Genomic DNA, 20,583 nt, shown 5'->3' with positions numbered 1-20,583 from the left:
CGCGTTGAAGATGAAGAAGGCCCCATGCGTTGTGAGACGCATGGGGCCTTCTTCGTTTACCGGGTACCGCTTGCTTCAGAGCCGGAACATGAACACAGCGCTCCCGCGCCGTGGTGTCAACCGTCCGTGATGCGCAGATCCGGATTGTTTCGCGCCAGTTCGGTGACCCACTCGGTGAAGGCGCGAAGCCGTGAACTCAGATTGCGGCGATGCGCATACAAAATCGACAGCGGCGCGCCAGGGCTCGTGTAGGTCGTGAGGATTTCCCTGAGCGCGCCTTGCGCGATCAGATCCGCGACCATGAAGCGCGACGGCTGGATGATGCCGTGGCCGAGCGCAGCCGCGCCGATGTAGACGCTGCCGTCGTTGACCGCGAGCACGCTCTTCAATGTGACCTTGACGATCTCGCCGTCCACCTGGTACTCGAATGGAAAGGTCTTGCCGCTGCGCGCGGAAACGTAGTTGACTGCGCGGTGTTCGCTGAGTTCGTCGAGCGTGGTCGGCGTGCCGAATTTCTCCAGATAGGCCGGCGACGCGCAGGTCACGATCCGCGCGTCGCCGATGCGTCGCGCGACGAGACTCGACTCTTCCGGCGTACCCATGCGGATCACACAATCCACGCCGTCCTGGATCAGATCGATATTGCGGTCCGCCAGGCCGAGCCGAACGTCGATCTCGGGGTATTGCCGGTAGAAATCGTCGAGCGCGGGCAGCAGCAGCGCACGGGCGAGCGTGCCGGAGGTATCGACGCGAATCGTGCCGCTCGGATGCTCGCGCTTGTTCGACAGCGACGATTCGGCATCGGTGACTTCCGCGAGGATACGCACGCAACGGTCGTAGAACAGCGCGCCGTCTTCGGTCACGCTGACTTGCCGCGTCGAACGGTTCAGGAGCCGCACACCGACATGCTCTTCCAGAGCCTGAATGGTGCGGCTGACTTTGGCGCGGGGCAGGTCGAGCGACTCGGATACTTTGGTGAAGCTGTTCGCTTCGACCACACGCGTAAATATCTCCATCGCTTCGAAACGGTCCATGTTTTGCCTTATGAGTGATGGGCTGAAGTGGGTTTCGAACAGAAGTGTATCGCTTGAAAATAGTGTTGGCGCGCTCGCGCGGTGATGTTGAGTCCGTGTGGGTTCGTAGGATCAATCGCGCTCGGGCGCGCCGAGCGGGAACAGCGGGCGGTACGGGCGCGCTTCGTCGACCGCGCGGGCGTACGATGGCCGGGCCAGCAGCCGCTTCCGGTAGGCGAGCACGTGCTCGAAAGCAGGGCCGATGCGGTGCGTCCAGTCGGCATAGAACAGGAACGGCGCCGCGCCGCAATCGGCGAGGCTGAACGTATCGCCGGCCGCCCATTCGCGCCCGGCCATCACCTTGTCGAGCCAGCCGTAGGCGGTGTCGAGCATGTCGCGGGCGTCGGCCACGGCGCGCGGATCGCGCTCCTGCTCGGGGCGCAGGCTGTCGTACACGATCTTTTGCTGCGGCGTGGAGATGTAATTGTCGAAGAAGCGATCCATGCTGCGCACTTCCAGCGCGGCGCGGGGATCGGTCGGCAGGAGCGGCGCCGGTCCTGGGTGATACAGGCCGAGATATTCGATGATGATGCTCGCCTCCGTCACGGTCCGGCTGCCGTCAACGAGCACAGGAAAGCGCTTGATCGGCCACAGCGCGGCGAATTCCGCCATGACCTGCGCGTCGTCGTGCGACAGGAGACGCAGTTCGAACGGCGTGCCGTTCTCGTAAAGCGCGGTCAGCACCTTCTGGCAGTACGAGGAGAAGGGGTGGGCGTAGAGCTTCAAGGTCATCGTGGTCACCTGGGGCGGTTGCGAGGAGCGCTGTGGCGCGATGACGGCCGCACGGGCCGTTTACCTGACGACGAACGAAGGCGGGAAGAATCGACAACTTCGCGACAACTTCGCAACAACCCCGCACCAACCGGCAGCCGCAAAAATTCTGGCGGAAGACAGATGGTCAGCCGTTTTCGGGGAGAAGCCCCGACGCTACAAAAGCTTATGCGCCGTGATTTGTTACGACAAAACGTCACAAACTTTCAAAGAAACATGGTGTAACATTTGAAAAATTTGTAAGAAAACCGACGTGACCACGACGTAACCGGGTTGTCGCCGTAATAAGAATGACCACCGGGGCGTCACGCAATGAATAACGAATAATTCGACGCACGGAGCCTTTGCATGTCAACGATCACGACTACGTCTGTGAATAGCGCGACCTCGGACGCGCAGAGTCAATTGCAGCAGGCGGCGCAATCGATTATCAGCGGTTCCACCGGCAACTCGACCATGGACGTGGCGTCGCTGGTGTCGGCGCTCGTGAATGCGAAGACGGCCGGCCAGACGGCGGCACTAAAGGCCAAACAGACGAGCGACACCACCGTCCTGTCCGCTTATGGCGCCTTGAGCTCCGCGCTAAATGCCTTGCAGGCGGCGATCAAGAATCTCTCCGACGGCACCACGCTGTCGACCTTCGGCGCCACCGCGAGCGGCAAAGGCATCGACCCGAAGGCCGGTCCCGGCGCGGTCGCCGGCAGCTACGCGATCGACGTCACGCAAATCGCCGCGTCGCAGAGTTTGTCGTCCTCGGCGTTCGACGCCACCGCCAAATTGGGCACCGGCAAGCTGACTATCGCGGTCGGCGGCAAGTCGATGGATGTCACGGTCGACGGCGCCAACAACACGTTGAGCGGTATCGCCAACGCAATCAACAAAGCGGGTAACAACCCGGGCGTGACCGCCACGATCGTGACCGGCACGGGCGGCGCTCACCTGGTGCTGCGCTCCACGACCACCGGCGCGGCCAACACCATCAACGTGTCCGCGAGCAATGTTCAGAACGACGCGGGCCTGTCGAGTCTCGGCGTGACGTCCACGCCAGGTGCGAACGGGACGGCGTCCACGATCGTCTCATCGGATACCAACAAGGCCTGGCGGCAAAGCGAAGCCGCTCAGGACGCGCTATTCACCATCGGCGGGATTGCAGCGAGCAGTTCCACGAACGCGGTCGCATCGGCGATTTCCGGCGTCACGCTGAATCTGTCGAGCGCCGCGGTCGGCACCACGCAGACGCTGACGATCGCGCCGGACACGACCGCGCAGAGCACGGCCATCACCAACTTCGCCAATCTCTACAACACCGTCGTCACGACCGTCAACTCGCTGTCCTCGTACGACAAGTCGTCGAAGACCGGCGGCGCGCTGCTCGGCGATTCGACGCTGATGACGATCAAGAATACGTTGGCGTCGATCGTCGGCGGTGGCGTCGGCGCCGGAACGTCAACGGTCGGTCTCGCTTCAATCGGCATTACGCTGAAGGGCGATCCGGCGGACGGCACACTGGTTATCGACAGCAAGAAGCTGAGCACATCGCTCACCAGCAGCCCGGCGCAGGTCGCCACGTTGTTCAACTCGACCAACGGCATTGGCGCCAAGCTGAACAGGAGCATTACGGATTTCGTGAAGACGGGCGGCATTATCGACACCCGCAGTTCGGCGCTGAATGCCGATCTGAAGAGCATCACGACGCAGCAGGCCACGCTCGCCAATTACAGCGCGCAGTTGACGAAGCAGTATCAGAACCAGTTCACCGCGCTCAATACGCTGATGGCGACGATGAACAACAACTCGCAGTATCTGACGGCACTGTTTGGCGGCTCGAAGAGTGCGGGGGCGTTAGCCACCAACAAGTAAGGCTGTTTCGCTAAAAGAAAGCGCGCCGCCTGGTTTCGGGCGGCGCGCTTTTTTTATTTGGCGAGGCGGCCTTGGTAAAGCGAGCTCAGTTGAACAAGCCCACTGAGGCAAGCTTAATGAGGCAAGCGCACGTTGAATCTGAACGTCACCAGTCTTGCGAGCAGGATAAAGGCGGTGGCGATCAACACGCTGTACACCGTATCGACGTTCACGTAGTCCAGCAGCACGTACAGCCAGCACCCCACAAAAGCGCAGGTCGCGTACGGTCGCGAATCGCGCAAGATCAGCGGCACCTCGTTGCACAGCACGTCGCGAATCACGCCACCGAATACACCTGTCAACACGCCCATCATCACTGACGTGAACCACGGCATCTGCGCGTCGTGCGCGATCGACGTGCCGGCAATGCTGAACAGGCCGAGTCCCACGGCATCGGCCACCAGCAAGACCCGTTCGGAGAGCAGGCGCGACGTCATCTTCAACAGGGTCGGCGCAAACAGCGACATCACGAAGATCGCGATCAGATAAGCCTGATGCTCGACCCAGTAGAAGGGCCGCCGCTCGAGCAGCACGTCGCGCAACGTGCCGCCGCCGAAGGCCGTCGCGATCGCCACGAGGAAGGTGCCCACCGCATCGAGCCGTCGGGTTCTGGCTTCGATAAACCCGGAAATCGCGTACGCGAAAATAGCCAGCGCCTCCATGATGGTCAGCGCCAGCGTCAGCCTCGGATGGATCACCGGTGCTCCGTCAGGACTTGGGGGAAGCCGTCACGACGCCCGGCTGCAACAGCACGACCACCGCACCCGCGCCGCCGTCATGCGGGCGCGCCTGACAGAACGCGATCACCTCGGACTTCTGCACGAGCCACGCGCGCACTTTGCCCTTCAATACAGGTTCTTTACCGATCGACCCAAGGCCCTTGCCGTGAATCACGCGCAAACACCGCAGGCCGCGTTTCACCGACTCGCGGATGAACTCGGCCAACGCCTCGCGCGCTTCCTCGCGACGCATCCCGTGCAGATCGATTTGCGCCTGCACGATCCAATCGCCACGACGCAGTTTTCGCACGACTTCCTGACTCACGCCGGGCCGGCAATAGGACAGCGTTTCGTCGGTTTCGAGCAGGACCTCGGGATCGAATTCGTCGGAGATCGCTTCGTGCAGCACGGCTTCTTCGTCGAGTCTGGTTTGCACCGGCAGCGGCGACGGCGGATTGCGCGCCAAGCTGGCGCGCGGCGGGACCGCCAGCGGCGCGACGGCGCCGATCTCGCGGCGAAACAGATCGGCATCCGCCGACGCTTCGCGCTGCGCTACCGCCGCTGCCGCGCGTTCGCGTTCACGCCGTTGCGTCTCGCCCTTTAACGTATCGCGCAGCGCGCCGAGGCCGGCCAGGCCTGCGGCCGGTTCGATCTTCGGTTTGACGGCGGGTGCGGCCGGCTCGGGCGCGGGCCGGGCAACGGCACGGACGCGCTTCGGTTCGCTGGGGTGGGGCTGATTCTTCGGCATATTGGCAATACACAGAAAAGTAGATCGATCGCGCGACGCAGACGACACGCGCCACGACGCAAAAAAGGCCGCCAGCTTCTCAGCCGCGGCCTTCTTTCAAGCAAGCGGCCGGGCCATGCCCAGCCGCCATTTTACCGTCATGCTTATTGTTGCAGATGCGGTTGCAGATGCGGTTGCAGATGCGGTTGCAGATGCGGTCGCAGATCAGCGGTCGGCTTCGGCGCTCATTACGTGCTCGCCGATATCTTCAATGCTTTCCAGGTAACGCTGCGCGTCGAGCGCGGCCATACAGCCCGTGCCCGCGCTGGTGATCGCCTGACGATAGACATGATCCTGCACGTCGCCCGCCGCGAACACGCCCGGCACGCTGGTTGCCGTTGCGAAACCGTTCAGACCGCCTTTGGTGATGATGTAGCCGTTCTTCATCTCCAGCTGACCTTCGAAAATGTCCGTGTTCGGCTTGTGGCCGATCGCGACGAAGAGGCCTTGCAGCGCGATGTCCGTCGTATCACCGTTTTTCGTATTCTTGATACGCAGGCCGGTCACGCCGGTCTGGTCGCCGGTCACTTCCTCGAGCGTGCTGTTCCACTTGATCTCGACCACGCCTTCCTTTTCCTTCGCCAGCAGACGGTCGATCAGGATCGGTTCGGCACGGAACTTGTCGCGGCGATGGATCACCGTGACCTTCTTGGCGATGCCGGCGAGATAGAGGGCTTCCTCGACCGCGGTATTGCCGCCGCCGATCACGGCCACATGTTGTTGCTTGTAGAAGAAGCCGTCGCAGGTGGCGCAAGCCGACACACCCTTGCCCATGAACGCTTCTTCAGACGGCAGGCCGAGATACTGCGCCGATGCGCCGGTCGAGATGATCAGCGAGTCGCAGGTGTATTCGCCCGAATCGCCGATCAGGCGAATCGGCTTCTCATCCAGCTTGGCCGTATGGATGTGGTCGAAAATGATTTCCGTGTTGAAGCGCTCGGCGTGTTCCAGGAAGCGCCCCATCAGTTCCGGGCCTTGCACGCCATGGGCGTCGGCAGGCCAGTTTTCGACGTCGGTCGTGGTCATCAGCTGGCCGCCTTGGGCGAGGCCCGTGACGAGCACCGGCGACAAGTTGGCGCGTGCCGCGTAGACCGCTGCCGTGTAGCCGGCGGGACCGGAACCGAGAATCAGAACCTTGGCGTGTTTCGTGGAAGTTGCGGGCATGATCGAAATCCTTTTACGGCGCCCGGCTCGCCCATGCGAGGCCGCGCGACTTGAGCTGAAACTATAGATGGGTATCAGAGCGGCATTATAAAGGGCGGCACGCCGGCCTGCTCCATGAAGCTTTCCGATCGCGGCGATAGCGTTGCCGCGGGCTCCGGCGGCCTTTCGCGAGTTTCGTGAGGCCAATCGGCTAAGTTACCGTCATTTACAGCCTCGCGTGAGGCACTGCGTTTACAATAGGCCGCATCGATGGACCCGGCAGCCGGGACCGGGTCCGGAGCCGCTCCAAGGGGCGCTTCGGGCCGCAAATCTGGCGGCAGATCGGCCACACAAGCAACAGGATCAATGGCAAAAGCTCCCTATTCCGCGAGCGCGCAGGCATTGCCGCACCGCATGTCGCGCCTCTTCACCGAAATCCGCTGGATCTTGCAGGTCGCGCTCGGCGTGTTCCTGCTCATGGCGCTCGTCAGCTACAGCCGGCACGATCCGAGCTGGACGCATGCCGCGCAGGTCGACCACATCGCCAACTGGGCGGGCCGCGTCGGCGCGTGGACGTCCGACATCCTGCTACTGCTGTTCGGCCTGTCCGCCTATTGGTGGATCGTGCTGCTTGGCCGCCATATCTCCGCCAATTACCGCCGCATCACCCGTCACGAGACAGTGCCTGAAGATGCGCCGCGCGATGCCGGCTGGCTCGCGGACGCGTTCGCGTTCATGCTGGTGTTGCTCGCGTGCGACGGTATCGAGGCGTTGCGCATGTGGTCGCTGAAAGTGCAATTGCCACGCGCGCCGGGCGGCGTGATCGGCGAAGCGGTTGCGCGCGGTATTTCGCATGCGCTGGGCTTTACGGGCGGCACCTTGGCGCTGCTGATCGTGCTGGGCATCGGTTTGTCGCTGTATTTCCGATTTTCGTGGCTGTCGGTGTCGGAAAAGGTCGGTGAATCGATCATTTCGGCGGTCACGTTCGCCAAACTGCGCCGCGAGGCCGGTCGCGACCGCAAATTGGGCGAAGCCGCCGCCGTGAAGCGCGAAGGCAAGGTCGAAAAGGGTCGCGTGCGGATCGAGGAGCACGAGCCGGTCATGATCGTGCCGCCGATCGTCACGCCCGCCAAATCGGAGCGCGTCGAGAAAGAGCGGCAAGTGCCGCTTTTCACCGATCTGCCGGGCGACTCCACCTTGCCGCCGATCTCGCTGCTCGACGCAGCGCCGGCCGCGCAGGAAACCATTTCCGCCGATACGCTCGAATTCACCTCGCGCCTGATCGAGAAAAAGCTCAAGGACTTCGGCGTCGAAGTGAGTGTGGTCGCCGCGTATCCGGGCCCGGTCGTCACGCGTTACGAAATCGAGCCGGCCACCGGTGTGAAGGGCAGCCAGATCGTTGGTCTCGCGAAAGACCTCGCGCGTTCGCTGTCGCTGGTGTCGATTCGCGTGGTCGAGACGATTCCCGGCAAGAATTTTATGGCGCTGGAGTTGCCGAACCAGCGCCGTCAAACCGTGAGTCTCTCGGAGATTCTCGGCTCGGCGGTTTATGCGGATGCGGCTTCGCCTCTCACCATGGGCCTTGGCAAGGACATCGGCGGCAAGCCGGTATGCGCCGACCTCGCGAAAATGCCCCACTTGCTGGTGGCCGGTACGACCGGTTCGGGCAAGTCGGTGGGTATCAACGCGATGATCCTGTCGCTGCTCTACAAGGCGAGCGCCGACCAGGTCCGCATGATCCTGATCGATCCGAAGATGCTGGAAATGAGCGTCTACGAGGGCATTCCGCATCTGTTGTGTCCGGTGGTGACGGACATGCGCCAGGCGGGTCACGCGCTGAACTGGGCGGTGGCCGAAATGGAGCGCCGCTACAAGCTGATGAGCAAGCTCGGCGTGCGTAACCTCGCCGGCTACAACAACAAGATCGACGAAGCCACGAAGCGCGAAGAAAAGCTGCCGAATCCGTTCAGCCTGACGCCGGACGATCCGGAACCGCTCGCGCGCCTGCCGAACATCGTCGTCGTGATCGACGAATTGGCCGACCTGATGATGGTGGTCGGCAAGAAGGTCGAAGAACTGATCGCGCGGATCGCACAGAAGGCGCGCGCGGCCGGCATCCATCTGATTCTGGCAACGCAGCGTCCGTCGGTCGACGTGATTACCGGCCTGATCAAGGCCAACGTGCCGACGCGCATGGCGTTCCAGGTGTCGTCGAAGATCGACTCGCGCACGATTCTCGATCAGCAAGGCGCGGAATCGCTGCTCGGCATGGGTGACATGCTGTACCTGCCGCCGGGCAGCGGCTTGCCGGTGCGTGTGCACGGCGCGTTCGTGTCGGACGAAGAAGTGCATCGCGTGGTCGACAAGCTCAAGGAGCAGGGCGAGCCGAACTACATCGAGGGCATTCTCGAAGGCGGCGTAACGGGCGAGGGCGACGAAGGCTCCGCGGGCGCCGGCGGAACCGGCTCGGGCGACGGCGAATCGGACCCGTTATACGACCAGGCGGTCGACGTGGTGCTGAAGAACCGCCGCGCGTCGATCTCGCTGGTGCAGCGGCATTTGCGGATCGGCTATAACCGCGCGGCGCGTTTGCTCGAGCAGATGGAGAACTCGGGCGTGGTGTCGGCGATGTCGTCGAACGGCAATCGCGAAATTCTTGCGCCAGCGCGGGAAGCGGAATAGGCGGTTCTTGCGGCGATGCCACTGAATCGGCCGCAAGCACCGCTTATCAACCCGGCCTAAGAGTTCCGCTATAAGCCCCGCTTAAGGCTTCTTGCTTAAGCTGTAACCCAAGGCCGAGGGCTCCTCCCTCGGTTGTGCGGTTCAAGCTAGCCGCCACGGTCCCCGGCCGCAGCCTTCAAAGCCCGCCGCCACGACCGTTCAACAAATTCAATCAAGGGAGAAAAACACCATGCAACTATTCGCGCAGCAGCACGCCCGACAGAGTGCTCAATCCCGCCGTTTCGGCCAACTCGCTCGCACGATCGCACGTGGCGTCGGTAGCGTGGCGATCGGTGCGTCGATGCTCGTCGCGTCGCAGGCATTCGCGAGCGGCACCGAGCAACTGAAGGCGTTCGTCGCGCAGGTGCATTCCGCGCGCGGTACCTTTGTGCAGCAGGAAGTGCGCGCGCCGAGCAAGGCACAGGGCGCGAGCGGCGTGCTGTCCACGGGTGGCAAGACCGGCACATCGAGCGGCACGTTCACGTTCGCGCGTCCCGGCAAGTTCATCTGGCAATACGAGAAGCCCTACGCACAACTGCTGCAAGCCGACGGCGACAAGCTCTACGTGTACGACAAGGATCTGAACCAGGTAACGGTGCGCAGTCTCGGCGGCGCCCTCGGCGCGAGCCCGGCGGCGATCCTGTTCGGCAGCAACGATCTGGACAAGAACTTCACGTTGCGCGATGCGGGCGTGAAGGCCGGCATCGACTGGCTTGAACTCACGCCGAAAGCGAAAGACACGCAGTTTCAGCGCGTCGGCATCGGCTTCAAGGACGGCAATCTTGAAGCGATGGAACTGCACGACGTGTTCGGCAACGTGACGTTGCTGACCTTCTCGAACATTCAGAAGAACCCGTCGCTACCGGCCGATGCGTTCAAGTTCACGGTGCCGAAGGGCGCGGACGTGATCAACGGATAAGCTGCCCAGCTTGCCTCTGGAATGAAAAAGCCGCGCAGCAATTGCGCGGCTTTTCTTTTGGCGGCGCGTGCAACGCCGAACCGCTACTCATCCACTTCCAGCACCTGCACCGGATGCGCGGCCTTCATGTCGTCGATAAACGCTTCGACAATATCCGTTCGATGCTGCCGCGCGCGCGTGACCATATGAAATGCCACGCGGTAACGCATCTGTGCGGGATTCAACGCGGCCAGCAAGCCCTGCTTCACGAACGGCGCCGCGAAATGCCCCGGCAGATAGCCGAGATGATGCCCTGACAGCACCAGCATCGCGACCGCTTCCATGTTGTCGGCGACGGCGGTCACGTTCTGCGGCGTGGTCGAACTTTCGGCTTCAGGGAGCGGATAGCTGCGCCACGCCCATTCGTGAGCCGCGGCTTCGGCGGGCGACACCTCGCCGGCTGAAGCGAACAGCGGATGCCCCTTGGCGCAATACGCGAACTGATCTTCGGCGAACACCTCGGTGTATTCGAGCGACGGCACGCGATGCCAGAAATAGCCGATGCCGATCTGAATCCGGCCGTTCAACAGCAGTTCTTCGAGCTCGCCAGGCGAGCGCACCAGAATCGAAAATCGTACCGATTGATCGCGTGCCCGAAACCGGCCGATCGCGTCGCTGATGCGTGCGCTCGCCGACACCGGCGTGTGGCCGATCATGCCGATATCGAGCGTGCCGACCAGCTTGCGGCCGACATTGCGCGCCTGCATGCCGAAGGTATCGACGGCGGACAGCAGGGCGCGCGCCGCGTCGATGAATTGCTCGCCGCGCGCGGTTAGACTGAAGCCGCCGCGGCCGCGCTCGCACAGCCGGTAGCCGAGGCGCGTTTCCAGCGTGGCGAGTTGCGTGCTGATGGTCGACTGGCCGACGTTGAGCGTGGCCTGAGCCGGCGAAACGCCGCCTGCGTCGACAATGGCGAGGAAGACGCGGATCAGCCGCAGGTCGAGATCGGTGAGTTGGGAGAACATGCGTCAGGATACATCGCTACGAATCAATGTGAAGTTTATTCTGTTCGTATTTTAACTTGAAGGAAACTGCTCAAGAATCGAGACTCGCCCGGCAAGGTGCGCTTTTTTATTGATTCCTCGGCCGGTTGCACGATTTTGCTTACTGCCCCCTTTTCATTGCCGAGACACGATGAATACCTCTTCCTTCATTTCCCCCGAAGCCGGTGAACGGCCGCAACCGCTGTCCGGCAACGCCATGCCCCGCTGCGGCGGCATTGCGACGATGATGCGGCTGCCGAACGTCGGCTCGGCCGAAGGGTTCGACGCCTGCTTCGTCGGCGTGCCGTTCGATCTCGGCACCTCGAACCGCACCGGCGCGCGCTTTGGGCCGCGCCAGATCCGCAGCGAATCGGTGTTGCTGCGCCCGTACAACATGGCGACCCGCGCCGCGCCGTTCGATTCGCTGCGCGTGGCCGATCTCGGCGACGTGGCGATCAATCCGTACAACCTGCACGATTCGATCGCGCGCATCGAAACCGCTTACGACGAAATCCTCCAGCACAACTGCAAGCCGATCACATTGGGCGGCGACCACACGATCGCGCTGCCGATCCTGCGCGCGATTCATCGCAAGCACGGCAAGGTCGGCCTGATTCACGTGGACGCGCACGCCGACGTCAACGACACGATGATGGGCGAAAAGATCGCGCACGGCACGCCGTTCCGCCGCGCGGTGGAAGAAGGCTTGCTCGATTGCGACCGCGTCGTGCAGATCGGTTTGCGCGGCACGGGTTACGCGGCGGAAGATTTCGACTGGTGCCGCGATCAGGGCTTTGAAGTCGTGCAGGCCGAAGCATGCTGGAACCAGTCGCTCGCGCCGCTGATGGCGCGCGTGCGTGAACGCATGGGCGACGGTCCGGTGTACATCACGTTCGATATCGACGGTATCGATCCAGCCTTCGCGCCGGGTACGGGCACGCCGGAAATCGCTGGCTTGACGGTGCCGCAGGCGCTGGAAATCATTCGTGGCTCGCATGGCTTGAACATCGTCGGCTGCGATCTGGTTGAGGTTGCGCCGCCGTACGATCCGTTCGGCACGACCGCGCTGCTCGGCGCGAATCTCGCGTTCGAATTGCTGTGCGTGTTGCCGGGTGTCGAGTATCGGGCATCGACGCGTTGAGTTGCGTGTTGGACTGCGCGGTGGACTGACCAAGGCTGACGGCGCATGAAGAGAAAAGGCCTGCATTTGCAGGCCTTTTCTGTATGACGAGGATACTTGCGCGACTCAGGCGTAAGCAGTTTTCCGAACCGACACCAGCGCCAGATAACACACCGCGCCGATCGCCAGAGCGGGCAACGTGGCGCCCAGATTCGGCAGCCATTGATTGATCACCTGATATGACACAATCCCGATTGCCCACGAGGCGAACGCGCTCAGATGCCAGCCGCCCGAGAAGCCGTAACGGCCGCGAACGTCGGCGAGTACGGCGGCTTCAATGCGACGCTTGCGCACGACGAAGTGATCCACCAGCACCACGCCGAATAGCGGCGCGAATACGGAGCCGATCAACAGCAGGAAGTTCTGATACTTCGCCATCGGCACGAGCAAGGCGATCGCCGTGCACAGCGCGCCAAACGCCGCCGACAACAACGGCACGCTGCCGCGCGTCCAGAACGTGCCGGTCGAGACCGCGGCCGAGTGGATGTCGGCGAACGCGTTGTCCACTTCGTCGATCAGGATCAGCAGCAGGGCGAGGCCGCCGCCCGCTTGCGCCAGCGCGCCGGTCAGCAGCGCGTCGCCACCGCCTGCCGCGAGACCGTAAATCGCGCCGAGCGCGTAAAACCAGATGTTCGCAATGCCATAGCCGAGCAGCGTGCCGCGGAAGGTTTCGCCGGGGCGTCGGCCGAAACGCGTGTAGTCGGCGATCAGCGGCAACCACGAGAGCGGCATTGCGACCACGAGATCGATTGCGCCGCCGAACGACATCTCGCCGGTGCCCGGACGGCGCATCAGCGCGGCCAGATCATGCTTGGCAAGCAGATTCCACGAGAGCCATGCGGCGCCCGCCAGCAGCAGCCAGATGCCCCACGTGCGCAGAAACCGGCGCACGAACGACAGCGGGCCGCTAATGGCCAGCAGCGTGGCGAGCAAACCGAAGATCACGGTCCAGATCAGCGGCATCGGGAAACCGAAGGCCTGCTTGGCGAGCGCATCGGCGGAATCGCGCATCACGATCACCTCGAACGAGCCCCAGCCGACCAGTTGCACCGCGTTCAGCACCGCCGGCACCGATGCGCCGCGCACGCCGAGCGTCGGCCGCAGCGACGACATGGCCGCAAGGCCGGTATCCGTGCCGATCACGCCGGCCAATGCCAGCAAGACGACACCGATCACGCTGCCGATCACGATCGCCAGCAACGCGTGCGGCAGCGACAGGCCTGGCACCAGCAGCGCACCCGCCTGCGCAACCAGCAGGCCGATGCCGAGCGAAAACCAGAGCGCGAAAGCGTCGCCGGTGCGGAATGCGCGGCGCGCGTCGGGCACCGGCGTGAGCGGTGCGTAGGTGGAGCCGGCGTCGCCGGCGAGTGGATCTTGTGCCATCTAATCGTGTCCCTGTGGGTATTGCTTGCGAATCTGCGCGCGAATCTTGTTCGAACCGTATTGCCTGAATCTCTCCGGCACACCGTGCGGCCATCGTCCGCGCGCCGTCACTGTCATAATGCGGGACGTTGCCCGCACTCTTGCGTGCCGGCTTAGTTCATCCGGCAGCACGCCGCCTTCACACGGACCGCGTCCGGAAAAGCCGAGATTATCCCCAAAACGTCATGTTTGAAGAAACCCGTGCCAATGTTCCGCTCGCCGAACGCCTGCGGCCCCGCAATATCGACGAAGTAATCGGCCAGAAGCACCTGCTCGGTCCGAACAAGCCGCTGCGGGTCGCCTTCGAATCCGGCGAAGCCCATTCGATGATCCTGTGGGGCCCGCCCGGCGTCGGCAAAACCACGCTCGCGCGGCTCATGGCCGACGCGTTTCACGCTGAGTTCATCGCGTTGTCGGCGGTGTTGTCGGGCGTGAAGGATATTCGCGAAGCCGTCGAGACCGCGCAGATTCATCGCGCGAACGGGCATCAGACGCTCGTGTTCGTCGACGAAGTGCATCGCTTCAACAAGAGCCAGCAGGACGCGTTCTTGCCGCACGTCGAATCGGGGCTGTTCGTGTTCGTCGGCGCGACGACTGAGAATCCGTCGTTCGAGGTGAACAGTGCGTTGCTCTCGCGAGCCGCCGTCTACGTGCTGAAAAGCCTCACCGACGAAGAACAACGCGAACTGCTCGACCGCGCGCAGAAAGAACTCGGCGGCCTCACGTTCACCGACGAAGCCCGCGACGCCCTGATCGGTTCCGCTGACGGCGACGGCCGCAAGCTACTGAACAACCTGGAAATCGTCGCGCGCGCGGCGGCACAGCAAAAGAGCACCGAAATCGACAGCGCTTTGCTCGGCAGCGCGCTCGCGGAAAATCTGCGCCGCTTCGACAAAGGCGGCGACGCATTTTACGACCAGATCAGCGCGTTGCATAAATCGGTACGCGGCAGCAGCCCGGACGGTGCGCTCTACTGGTTCTGCCGCATGCTCGACGGCGGCGCGGACCCGCGTTATCTCGCGCGGCGTATCGTGCGCATGGCATGGGAAGACATCGGCCTCGCCGATCCGCGCGCGGCCCGCATCGCGCTCGACGCCGCCGAAACCTATGAGCGCCTCGGCACGCCCGAAGGCGAGTTGGCGCTGGCGCAGGCGATCATGTATCTGGCGGTCGCGCCGAAGTCGAACGCCGGGTACAACGCGTACAACGAGGCACGGCGATTCGTGAGCAAGGACCAGTCGCGCGGCGTGCCGGTGCATCTGCGTAACGCACCGACCAAGCTCATGAAAGAACTCGGCTACGGTCACGAATACCGCTATGCGCATGATGAACCCGATGCCTACGCGGCCGGCGAGACCTATCTGCCGGACAACATGCGCGATCCGCATTGGTACGAGCCGACGCCGCGCGGTCTTGAAGGCAAGATCGGCGACAAGATGGCGCGCCTCGCCGAGCTCGACGCGCAGTGGCGCAGCGAGAACAAGCCTAAAAAGGGCTGAGCGTGCTGGCATGTGCTGCTGCGGCCGTTTCGGATGCCGTGTCGCCAATGCGCACGCCTTGACCGTGCCTTGACCATCTAACGCACCGGCCGCCCGCGCCGGTGCGCTAAAATCTCACCCTCATACAACGAACTTCCGCCCCATCCCATGCTCGACATTCAGCTGCTGCGCAAAGACCTCGACGGCGTCGCCAAGCGCCTCGCCGACCGCGGCTATACCCTCGACGTGGCGGCCTTTACCGCGCTCGAAGCGGAACGCCGCGACACCCAGACCCGTACCGAAGAGATGCAGGCGCGCCGCAACACGCTGTCGAAGCAGATCGGCGGGATGAAAGGGCGGGGCGAGGATACGTCGGCGCTGATGGCCGAAGTGGGCGGAATTGGCGACGAGATGAAGGCGTCGGCGGCCAAACTGGACGATATCCAGAAGCGTCTGTCCGACCTGCTGCTTGGCGTGCCGAACCTGGCGCACGAAAGTGTGCCGATGGGTAACGATGAAACCGGGAATGTCGAAGTACGCCGCTGGGGCACGCCGCGCCAGTTCGATTTCGAGGTGAAGGACCACGTCGACGTCGGCACGCCGCTCGGCCTCGATTTCGAGACCGGCGCGAAACTGTCGGGCGCGCGTTTCACGTTGCTGCGCGGCCAGATTGCGCGGCTGCATCGCGCGTTGGCGCAGTTCATGATCGACACACATACGCTGCACCACGGCTACACCGAGGTGTACACGCCGTACATCGTGAATCCGGAAATTCTGTACGGCACCGGCCAACTGCCGAAATTCGCCGACGACATGTTCCGCGTCGAGAAGGGCGGTGACGAGAACACGGTCACGCAGTATCTGATTTCGACATCGGAAATTTCGCTGACGAACACGGTGCGCGACAGCATCCTCGAAGCGGACGCGTTGCCGATCAAACTGACCGCGCATTCGCCGTGCTTCCGCTCGGAAGCGGGCTCATATGGCCGCGATACGCGCGGCCTGATCCGCCAGCATCAGTTCGACAAGGTCGAAATGGTGCAGATCGTCGCGCCGGAAGCGTCGTATGACGCGCTGGAGCAGATGGTCGGTCACGCTGAGGCGATTCTGCAGAAGCTTGAACTGCCGTACCGCGTGATCACGCTGTGCACGGGCGATATGGGTTTCTCGGCTGCCAAGACGTACGACCTGGAAGTGTGGGTGCCTGCGCAGAATACCTATCGCGAGATATCGAGCTGCTCGAACACGGAGTCGTTCCAGGCTCGCCGGATGCAGGCGCGCTTCCGCAATGCGCAAGGCAAGCCGGAGCTGGTGCATACGCTGAACGGTTCGGGTCTGGCCGTTGGCCGCACGCTCGTGGCAGTGCTGGAGAACTTCCAGAACGCGGATGGTTCGGTGACGGTGCCGGCGGCATTGCGGCCTTACCTTGGCGGCGTGGAACGGCTGGACGTGCCGGCGGCTTGATTGACGCGGGTTGATGCGCGATTGATGCCCGCCGTTGATGCCGTTGCCGATTGCCAGGTTTCCTTGAAATTTTTTCGACGAGGGACTTGGAAATCGGGTTCAGCTGTTCTATAATCTTTCTCTCCCAAGCAACGACCCGCTTGGATCTGACGAAATAACAGCCAGGTAACCTTGTTGTTGTGAGTCGGAAGACCCGGAAAGGTGGCAGAGTGGTCGAATGCGCTGGACTCGAAATCCAGTGTACCTTTAGGGGTACCGTGAGTTCGAATCTCACCCTTTCCGCCAGAATTGTTCAAAAAACCCCGTAAAGTCAATGACTTGCGGGGTTTTTTGTTTTCTAGCTCGCAAAACGACTATCAAAACAATTTCGCGCATCTTCGGTCGTTTGCTGCGCCCTAGCCGTTTCGTGCATGATTCAGGGCTACTGCTTGCCCCATTGCGCCGAACATCAACCGGCCGGAACAGTCGCTGACTTCAGCGTCTGAATGACCTCAGACCAAGAGGGTTGATAGAAGAGAAAGATCGGATTTTGCTCCTTCGATACCTGCAATGCCAGCTCGTCCATCTCAATCGACAACTGGTTTAATGCCTGCAATTTTGAGTTGCTATCAAATATTCTCCGCGAACCGTCTGGCACGAGCAGTGTCTTTGCGAAATCGTGATTTCTCGCAAGCACGTCAAGATGGCGCTGTGTCTCGGCCAAAATGGCAAGCTCGTGTAGATAACCGGCGAGAAGGCCGCCTAGATCGGCGTGCCACATCGCGGCAGCAATATCGAAGCTGGGGAGACCGTCGATCGAATCTTCCTCACTGTCTGCCTTCACATGCTTGCACAGTCGAATTGATTTTTTCAATCCAAAGAGCGTCAGTTCGTCGCGCTGCCTTAGTTCATCAATGTGTCGAAAGGGCATATTTAGAATCGACTGCTGCTGGCGCTTATCAAGAATGCAGACGCCCCGGTCACGCTCTAGAAACGAGGCTTGATAGTCACGACTATCGTGCCAATGTGATGGCACCACGTCGACCGGCCTTCTAAGGGACCCACCTGAAATCTTTATCGCCTTGGCACCGTCAACATCGACATCCGCTGCGGGAAATTTTTCGGAAAGGATGCTTTCCGAGTGCGTTCGCAAGAATTGCAACGCCGACAAAGGTGTGTAGGAGATCGGACTATTAAAATGACCGGCACGACTTCGAGGACCGTTGACATCGTACGTAAAGAATGCATTGTTGAGGACAAGCAAGTCAACGTCACTCACACCTCGAATATGGATGTTCGCGGCAACCGATCCTTGCAACCGAAAATCGACGTCGACCCCCGCCGAGGTTAGTCCCGTTTTGAGCTGCTTGCCAACTCGGGTCGCTTCTTCAAGGCTAATGCGGGTGTAATCCTGATCCACTTCCTGCATTGCACCCAGCGCGTACTGGGTATAAGGCATGGCCCTTGCGCGCTTCTTGTAGCTCTCTTCGACAAGGCTTTTCGCCAGCACCTCGTACTTGCTATCTTGGGCTAACGCGGTTAGCCGGTCCATGCCACTGCGACGGGATTCAAGCTGGGCGAGTCGTTCGTCAATGGTTTTAGCCATGTTAGCCGCCTTTCGTAAGTTTCATCGTTCCATACGTGAAGCGACCGTGACCATTGAAGTATTCTCCCAAGGCTGTTTTCAAACCCGGGTCAAACGTAAGTTCCGCGAATCCCCTGTGGGCGGGCAGGTCAGCCTGATCAATATTTGGCTCGTTTCTGTAGTTGTACATTAGGCGGAACCCGTCCGCTTCGTCATAGACGATGGCAGCCGTTACGCTGTTGGAAACCGACTGCGCAGTTTTCAGCCGAATGCGGACGCGGTCCCAACTCTGGACGATAACAATTTCAGCTTGCCACGTGTCCCCGGCGTTTCCGTCCGCCTTGATTGATTGCCCAATGCAGTTCCAGGTACCACTGAGATCGGGAACCCGCAGCAGTCTGGCGAGAAATGGCAGCCTCCACACTCTCCGATCAAAAAACCAATAGAGCAACGCGTACACGGTACCGGCTGTGACAGGCCACAGTATTAACGATGGAACGCTTTTCGCCAGGCCCAGTGTCTGAGCAACCCTGACCAATGCCAGAAAGAGAGTAACGATAATCGATGAAACTGCTGCTGCAATGCCGCCGATGGTGTGCCCGATCTTTGCCCGATTTAATCCGCCGACGACTGAGTACTCATGTTCCATACTCTACCCTCACGCCCGTAGTATTGGTTCGCCCGCTCAGATGCGCCTGCTCTCCCTTTCTCATCGAGTTAGCAATATTGCGCGTTGGGGACGAAAGGGGGTGCGCGACTAAAGCCGCGTACCGCTGACCTCGTTGATAACGCTTTGCCTCATGCAGGGCGACCCGTAGAGGTTACTTCTTCGGCTTGACTGCGTCGCGAATGCCCTTCTCGCTTGTCTTTCCCGTTTCCCGTCGCATCTGGTCGAGCGTCGTCTTGGGCGGAAAACCCGGAATGGGCTTGGGCAGATTCTGGTTTTCGGTGTCGCTGCGCTTCTGCCGAATGCGACCGTCTTCGTTGCGATGACGACCATCGAGGCCTGGCTCTTTCATAGTGTTTCCGTCCTCCCACAGGTTACTGGCGAACGGCCAGCGCGTCTGAACGGCTATGCAAAGCGCACTTGGGGTCTGGAGCGCGTATTTCAAGACGGGTGCACTAGCGCGCAGAATGGCCTATGTCCGCCTGCGACGGTTGACCAACCGGTCCCAGGAACCGATGGATTCCGCTGGGGGCAACGAAGCGAGTGCATTGACCACGATTGCGGGACCGGACAGCATGGTCAACAAACGCCGGTAGATTGCCGCGCCGTTTCTACCCCCGAACGCGGTAATCAACTGCGGCTGGGCTTGCTGATTACCGTCCGAATTGATTACCGTGGTTGACTACCAGTTAGGATGGCATGTCCTCGGCGCAGGCCCGCTTGACCGTAGCTGTGCCGACGCCGAACTTCTCGGCAGTCACCCGGATGCTCGCGCCGCGTTCCGCCCGCCATGCCTTGATTGCAGCGTAGTCATGTGATCGCGCGCGCCCCCTGTATTTCCCTTCCGCTTTCGCGATCGCCACGCCGCGCCGCTGCATTTCGGCACGGTTTAGATAATCGGCTTCGCCCTGCGCGGCCATGAACGCCAGCACTGCGTCGCGCGTCGCTTTCTCGATGGCGTCTTTGGCCTTTCCATCAAAGACCATCCCGTTGAGCGTGCATTCGACCCGCACACCCAGTTCCATCAGTCGGCGCATGGTGGCGTGCAACTCGTCGTAACGACGGCTGATGCGGTCGAGCCAGCGCACGATGAGAATGCCACCGTGCCGCAGATCGTGTTCGGCTCTGCGCCACTGTTCCCGCGCGTCCGGAGCAACGTGGTAGCCGCTGACGCCCTCATCAATGAAAACATCCTTGTCCTGCACGCCGTGGGTTCTAGCGTCCTCGTACTGGCTTGCAGATGACTGGCCGTCCGTGGTCGAAATCCGTCCGTAATAGAGCTTGCGCATGGCGGTGATGGATCATTAGGATGTGTGGCCCAATTGTAGCATAGCTCAAATAGACGGTTGATCCTGTTGATCCATGTTCAAACGCCCCGGCGAGTGGTCCGTTACGGTGTACCCCACTGAGCCAGGACGCGAACAGGGGAAACCGTCGGATATCCGATCCGGGAATGTCGGTGGTCAACTGCGGCTAATAAGAAAAATATCGATCCCGAGCTTATCGGTAGTTAGCACGCAGCGATTCTGTCGACCACAGAAGCCTCATGGCAGCTATTTATATATCGGAGAATTTCAAGAAATGAAAATGTAAGGTTATGCGTCTGGAATTAATGCACCTTAAATCTGTGACTTGAAAAAGACAGGCGAATGTTTCTTGACATTCATTCGTCGGAAGATTCGGTAAGATCCAATCCGAAAAAATAAATTCGGATAAAGACCATGCTACGGGGTGCTCGTGAGAGCAGGCAGCGA

17 protein-coding genes and 1 tRNA gene are annotated in these 20,583 nt (G+C 61.4%); 7 read left to right on the top strand and 11 right to left on the bottom strand.

Annotated features, from left to right (window positions below):
- Positions 1 to 116: 116 nt before the first annotated feature.
- Positions 117 to 1,034: a LysR family transcriptional regulator gene (locus B0G76_RS40975; RefSeq protein ID WP_120298386.1), complete on the bottom strand. Its 918-nt coding sequence runs from the start codon at positions 1,032 to 1,034 to the stop codon at positions 117 to 119.
- A 111-nt stretch (positions 1,035 to 1,145) separates the two neighbouring features.
- Positions 1,146 to 1,805 carry a glutathione S-transferase family protein gene (locus tag B0G76_RS40970; protein WP_120298452.1) on the bottom strand — a complete coding sequence of 220 codons (660 nt, stop codon included), beginning with the start codon at positions 1,803 to 1,805 and terminating at the stop codon, positions 1,146 to 1,148.
- Positions 1,806 to 2,192: 387 nt separating this feature from the next.
- Between B0G76_RS40970 and fliD the strand changes: the two genes are divergently transcribed.
- The gene (gene fliD / locus B0G76_RS40965; RefSeq protein ID WP_120298385.1) at positions 2,193 to 3,704 is read left to right on the top strand and encodes a flagellar filament capping protein FliD; all 1,512 of its coding nucleotides are present in this window, start codon (positions 2,193 to 2,195) and stop codon (positions 3,702 to 3,704) included.
- Positions 3,705 to 3,817: 113 nt separating this feature from the next.
- On the opposite strand, the gene B0G76_RS40960 is transcribed toward fliD, so the two are convergent.
- The 3 genes from B0G76_RS40960 to trxB all read right to left on the bottom strand — a co-directional run bounded on the left by B0G76_RS40960 (position 3,818) and on the right by trxB (position 6,413).
- Positions 3,818 to 4,438 carry a trimeric intracellular cation channel family protein gene (locus B0G76_RS40960; RefSeq protein ID WP_120298451.1) on the bottom strand — a complete coding sequence of 207 codons (621 nt, stop codon included), beginning with the start codon at positions 4,436 to 4,438 and terminating at the stop codon, positions 3,818 to 3,820.
- Positions 4,439 to 4,451: 13 nt separating this feature from the next.
- Complete coding sequence (locus tag B0G76_RS40955; RefSeq protein WP_120298384.1) at positions 4,452 to 5,210, bottom strand: Smr/MutS family protein; 759 nt, start codon at positions 5,208 to 5,210, stop codon at positions 4,452 to 4,454.
- A 204-nt stretch (positions 5,211 to 5,414) separates the two neighbouring features.
- Positions 5,415 to 6,413: a thioredoxin-disulfide reductase gene (trxB, locus tag B0G76_RS40950; RefSeq protein ID WP_120298383.1), complete on the bottom strand. Its 999-nt coding sequence runs from the start codon at positions 6,411 to 6,413 to the stop codon at positions 5,415 to 5,417.
- Positions 6,414 to 6,758: 345 nt separating this feature from the next.
- Between trxB and B0G76_RS40945 the strand changes: the two genes are divergently transcribed.
- Together B0G76_RS40945 and lolA are read left to right on the top strand one after the other, a co-directional pair.
- The gene (locus tag B0G76_RS40945; RefSeq protein WP_120298382.1) at positions 6,759 to 9,074 is read left to right on the top strand and encodes a DNA translocase FtsK; all 2,316 of its coding nucleotides are present in this window, start codon (positions 6,759 to 6,761) and stop codon (positions 9,072 to 9,074) included.
- Between the two features lie 229 nt (positions 9,075 to 9,303).
- The gene (gene lolA, locus B0G76_RS40940; RefSeq protein ID WP_120298381.1) at positions 9,304 to 10,032 is read left to right on the top strand and encodes an outer membrane lipoprotein chaperone LolA; all 729 of its coding nucleotides are present in this window, start codon (positions 9,304 to 9,306) and stop codon (positions 10,030 to 10,032) included.
- A gap of 83 nt (positions 10,033 to 10,115) precedes the next feature.
- On the opposite strand, the gene B0G76_RS40935 is transcribed toward lolA, so the two are convergent.
- On the bottom strand, positions 10,116 to 11,036 hold the full coding sequence (locus B0G76_RS40935; RefSeq protein ID WP_120298380.1) for a LysR family transcriptional regulator: 921 nt from the start codon (positions 11,034 to 11,036) through the stop codon (positions 10,116 to 10,118).
- A gap of 169 nt (positions 11,037 to 11,205) precedes the next feature.
- Between B0G76_RS40935 and speB the strand changes: the two genes are divergently transcribed.
- Positions 11,206 to 12,195, top strand: a complete 990-nt coding sequence (gene speB / locus B0G76_RS40930; protein ID WP_120298379.1) for an agmatinase — start codon at positions 11,206 to 11,208, stop codon at positions 12,193 to 12,195.
- Between the two features lie 105 nt (positions 12,196 to 12,300).
- On the opposite strand, the gene cytX is transcribed toward speB, so the two are convergent.
- Positions 12,301 to 13,617, bottom strand: a complete 1,317-nt coding sequence (cytX, locus tag B0G76_RS40925; protein WP_120298378.1) for a putative hydroxymethylpyrimidine transporter CytX — start codon at positions 13,615 to 13,617, stop codon at positions 12,301 to 12,303.
- Between the two features lie 224 nt (positions 13,618 to 13,841).
- Here cytX and B0G76_RS40920 point away from each other — a divergent pair, with 224 nt between their 5' ends.
- The 3 genes from B0G76_RS40920 to B0G76_RS40910 all read left to right on the top strand — a co-directional run bounded on the left by B0G76_RS40920 (position 13,842) and on the right by B0G76_RS40910 (position 16,883).
- Complete coding sequence (locus B0G76_RS40920) at positions 13,842 to 15,155, top strand: replication-associated recombination protein A (RefSeq protein WP_120298377.1); 1,314 nt, start codon at positions 13,842 to 13,844, stop codon at positions 15,153 to 15,155.
- A 147-nt stretch (positions 15,156 to 15,302) separates the two neighbouring features.
- Complete coding sequence (serS, locus tag B0G76_RS40915; protein ID WP_120298376.1) at positions 15,303 to 16,598, top strand: serine--tRNA ligase; 1,296 nt, start codon at positions 15,303 to 15,305, stop codon at positions 16,596 to 16,598.
- A gap of 195 nt (positions 16,599 to 16,793) precedes the next feature.
- Positions 16,794 to 16,883, top strand: a tRNA-Ser gene (locus tag B0G76_RS40910).
- Between the two features lie 163 nt (positions 16,884 to 17,046).
- On the opposite strand, the gene B0G76_RS40905 is transcribed toward B0G76_RS40910, so the two are convergent.
- From B0G76_RS40905 to B0G76_RS40890, 4 genes are all read right to left on the bottom strand, one after another.
- Positions 17,047 to 18,183 carry a hypothetical protein gene (locus B0G76_RS40905; protein WP_120298375.1) on the bottom strand — a complete coding sequence of 379 codons (1,137 nt, stop codon included), beginning with the start codon at positions 18,181 to 18,183 and terminating at the stop codon, positions 17,047 to 17,049.
- A gap of 1 nt (position 18,184) precedes the next feature.
- Complete coding sequence (locus B0G76_RS40900) at positions 18,185 to 18,811, bottom strand: hypothetical protein (RefSeq protein ID WP_120298374.1); 627 nt, start codon at positions 18,809 to 18,811, stop codon at positions 18,185 to 18,187.
- A gap of 172 nt (positions 18,812 to 18,983) precedes the next feature.
- Entirely contained in the window at positions 18,984 to 19,181 is a 198-nt protein-coding gene (locus tag B0G76_RS40895) for a hypothetical protein (RefSeq protein ID WP_120298373.1), read from the bottom strand.
- A 337-nt stretch (positions 19,182 to 19,518) separates the two neighbouring features.
- The gene (locus tag B0G76_RS40890; RefSeq protein WP_120298372.1) at positions 19,519 to 20,118 is read right to left on the bottom strand and encodes a recombinase family protein; all 600 of its coding nucleotides are present in this window, start codon (positions 20,116 to 20,118) and stop codon (positions 19,519 to 19,521) included.
- Between the last annotated feature and the right edge of the window lie 465 nt (positions 20,119 to 20,583).

The organism is Paraburkholderia sp. BL23I1N1 (assembly GCF_003610295.1).
Lineage (GTDB): Bacteria > Pseudomonadota > Gammaproteobacteria > Burkholderiales > Burkholderiaceae > Paraburkholderia.
This window is presented reverse-complemented; position numbering and strand designations above follow the sequence as displayed.

Excerpts from the sequence above, each read along its gene's own strand:
- B0G76_RS40975 (WP_120298386.1), bottom strand. The coding sequence starts at position 1,034 with ATGGACCGTTTCGAAGCGATGGAGATATTTACGCGTGTGGTCGAAGCG.
- B0G76_RS40970 (WP_120298452.1), bottom strand. The coding sequence starts at position 1,805 with ATGACCTTGAAGCTCTACGCCCACCCCTTCTCCTCGTACTGCCAGAAG.
- fliD (WP_120298385.1), top strand. The coding sequence starts at position 2,193 with ATGTCAACGATCACGACTACGTCTGTGAATAGCGCGACCTCGGACGCG.
- B0G76_RS40955 (WP_120298384.1), bottom strand. The coding sequence starts at position 5,210 with ATGCCGAAGAATCAGCCCCACCCCAGCGAACCGAAGCGCGTCCGTGCC.
- trxB (WP_120298383.1), bottom strand. The coding sequence starts at position 6,413 with ATGCCCGCAACTTCCACGAAACACGCCAAGGTTCTGATTCTCGGTTCC.
- B0G76_RS40945 (WP_120298382.1), top strand. The coding sequence starts at position 6,759 with ATGGCAAAAGCTCCCTATTCCGCGAGCGCGCAGGCATTGCCGCACCGC.
- lolA (WP_120298381.1), top strand. The coding sequence starts at position 9,304 with ATGCAACTATTCGCGCAGCAGCACGCCCGACAGAGTGCTCAATCCCGC.
- B0G76_RS40935 (WP_120298380.1), bottom strand. The coding sequence starts at position 11,036 with ATGTTCTCCCAACTCACCGATCTCGACCTGCGGCTGATCCGCGTCTTC.
- speB (WP_120298379.1), top strand. The coding sequence starts at position 11,206 with ATGAATACCTCTTCCTTCATTTCCCCCGAAGCCGGTGAACGGCCGCAA.
- cytX (WP_120298378.1), bottom strand. The coding sequence starts at position 13,617 with ATGGCACAAGATCCACTCGCCGGCGACGCCGGCTCCACCTACGCACCG.
- B0G76_RS40920 (WP_120298377.1), top strand. The coding sequence starts at position 13,842 with ATGTTTGAAGAAACCCGTGCCAATGTTCCGCTCGCCGAACGCCTGCGG.
- serS (WP_120298376.1), top strand. The coding sequence starts at position 15,303 with ATGCTCGACATTCAGCTGCTGCGCAAAGACCTCGACGGCGTCGCCAAG.
- B0G76_RS40905 (WP_120298375.1), bottom strand. The coding sequence starts at position 18,183 with ATGGCTAAAACCATTGACGAACGACTCGCCCAGCTTGAATCCCGTCGC.
- B0G76_RS40900 (WP_120298374.1), bottom strand. The coding sequence starts at position 18,811 with ATGGAACATGAGTACTCAGTCGTCGGCGGATTAAATCGGGCAAAGATC.
- B0G76_RS40895 (WP_120298373.1), bottom strand. The coding sequence starts at position 19,181 with ATGAAAGAGCCAGGCCTCGATGGTCGTCATCGCAACGAAGACGGTCGC.
- B0G76_RS40890 (WP_120298372.1), bottom strand. The coding sequence starts at position 20,118 with ATGCGCAAGCTCTATTACGGACGGATTTCGACCACGGACGGCCAGTCA.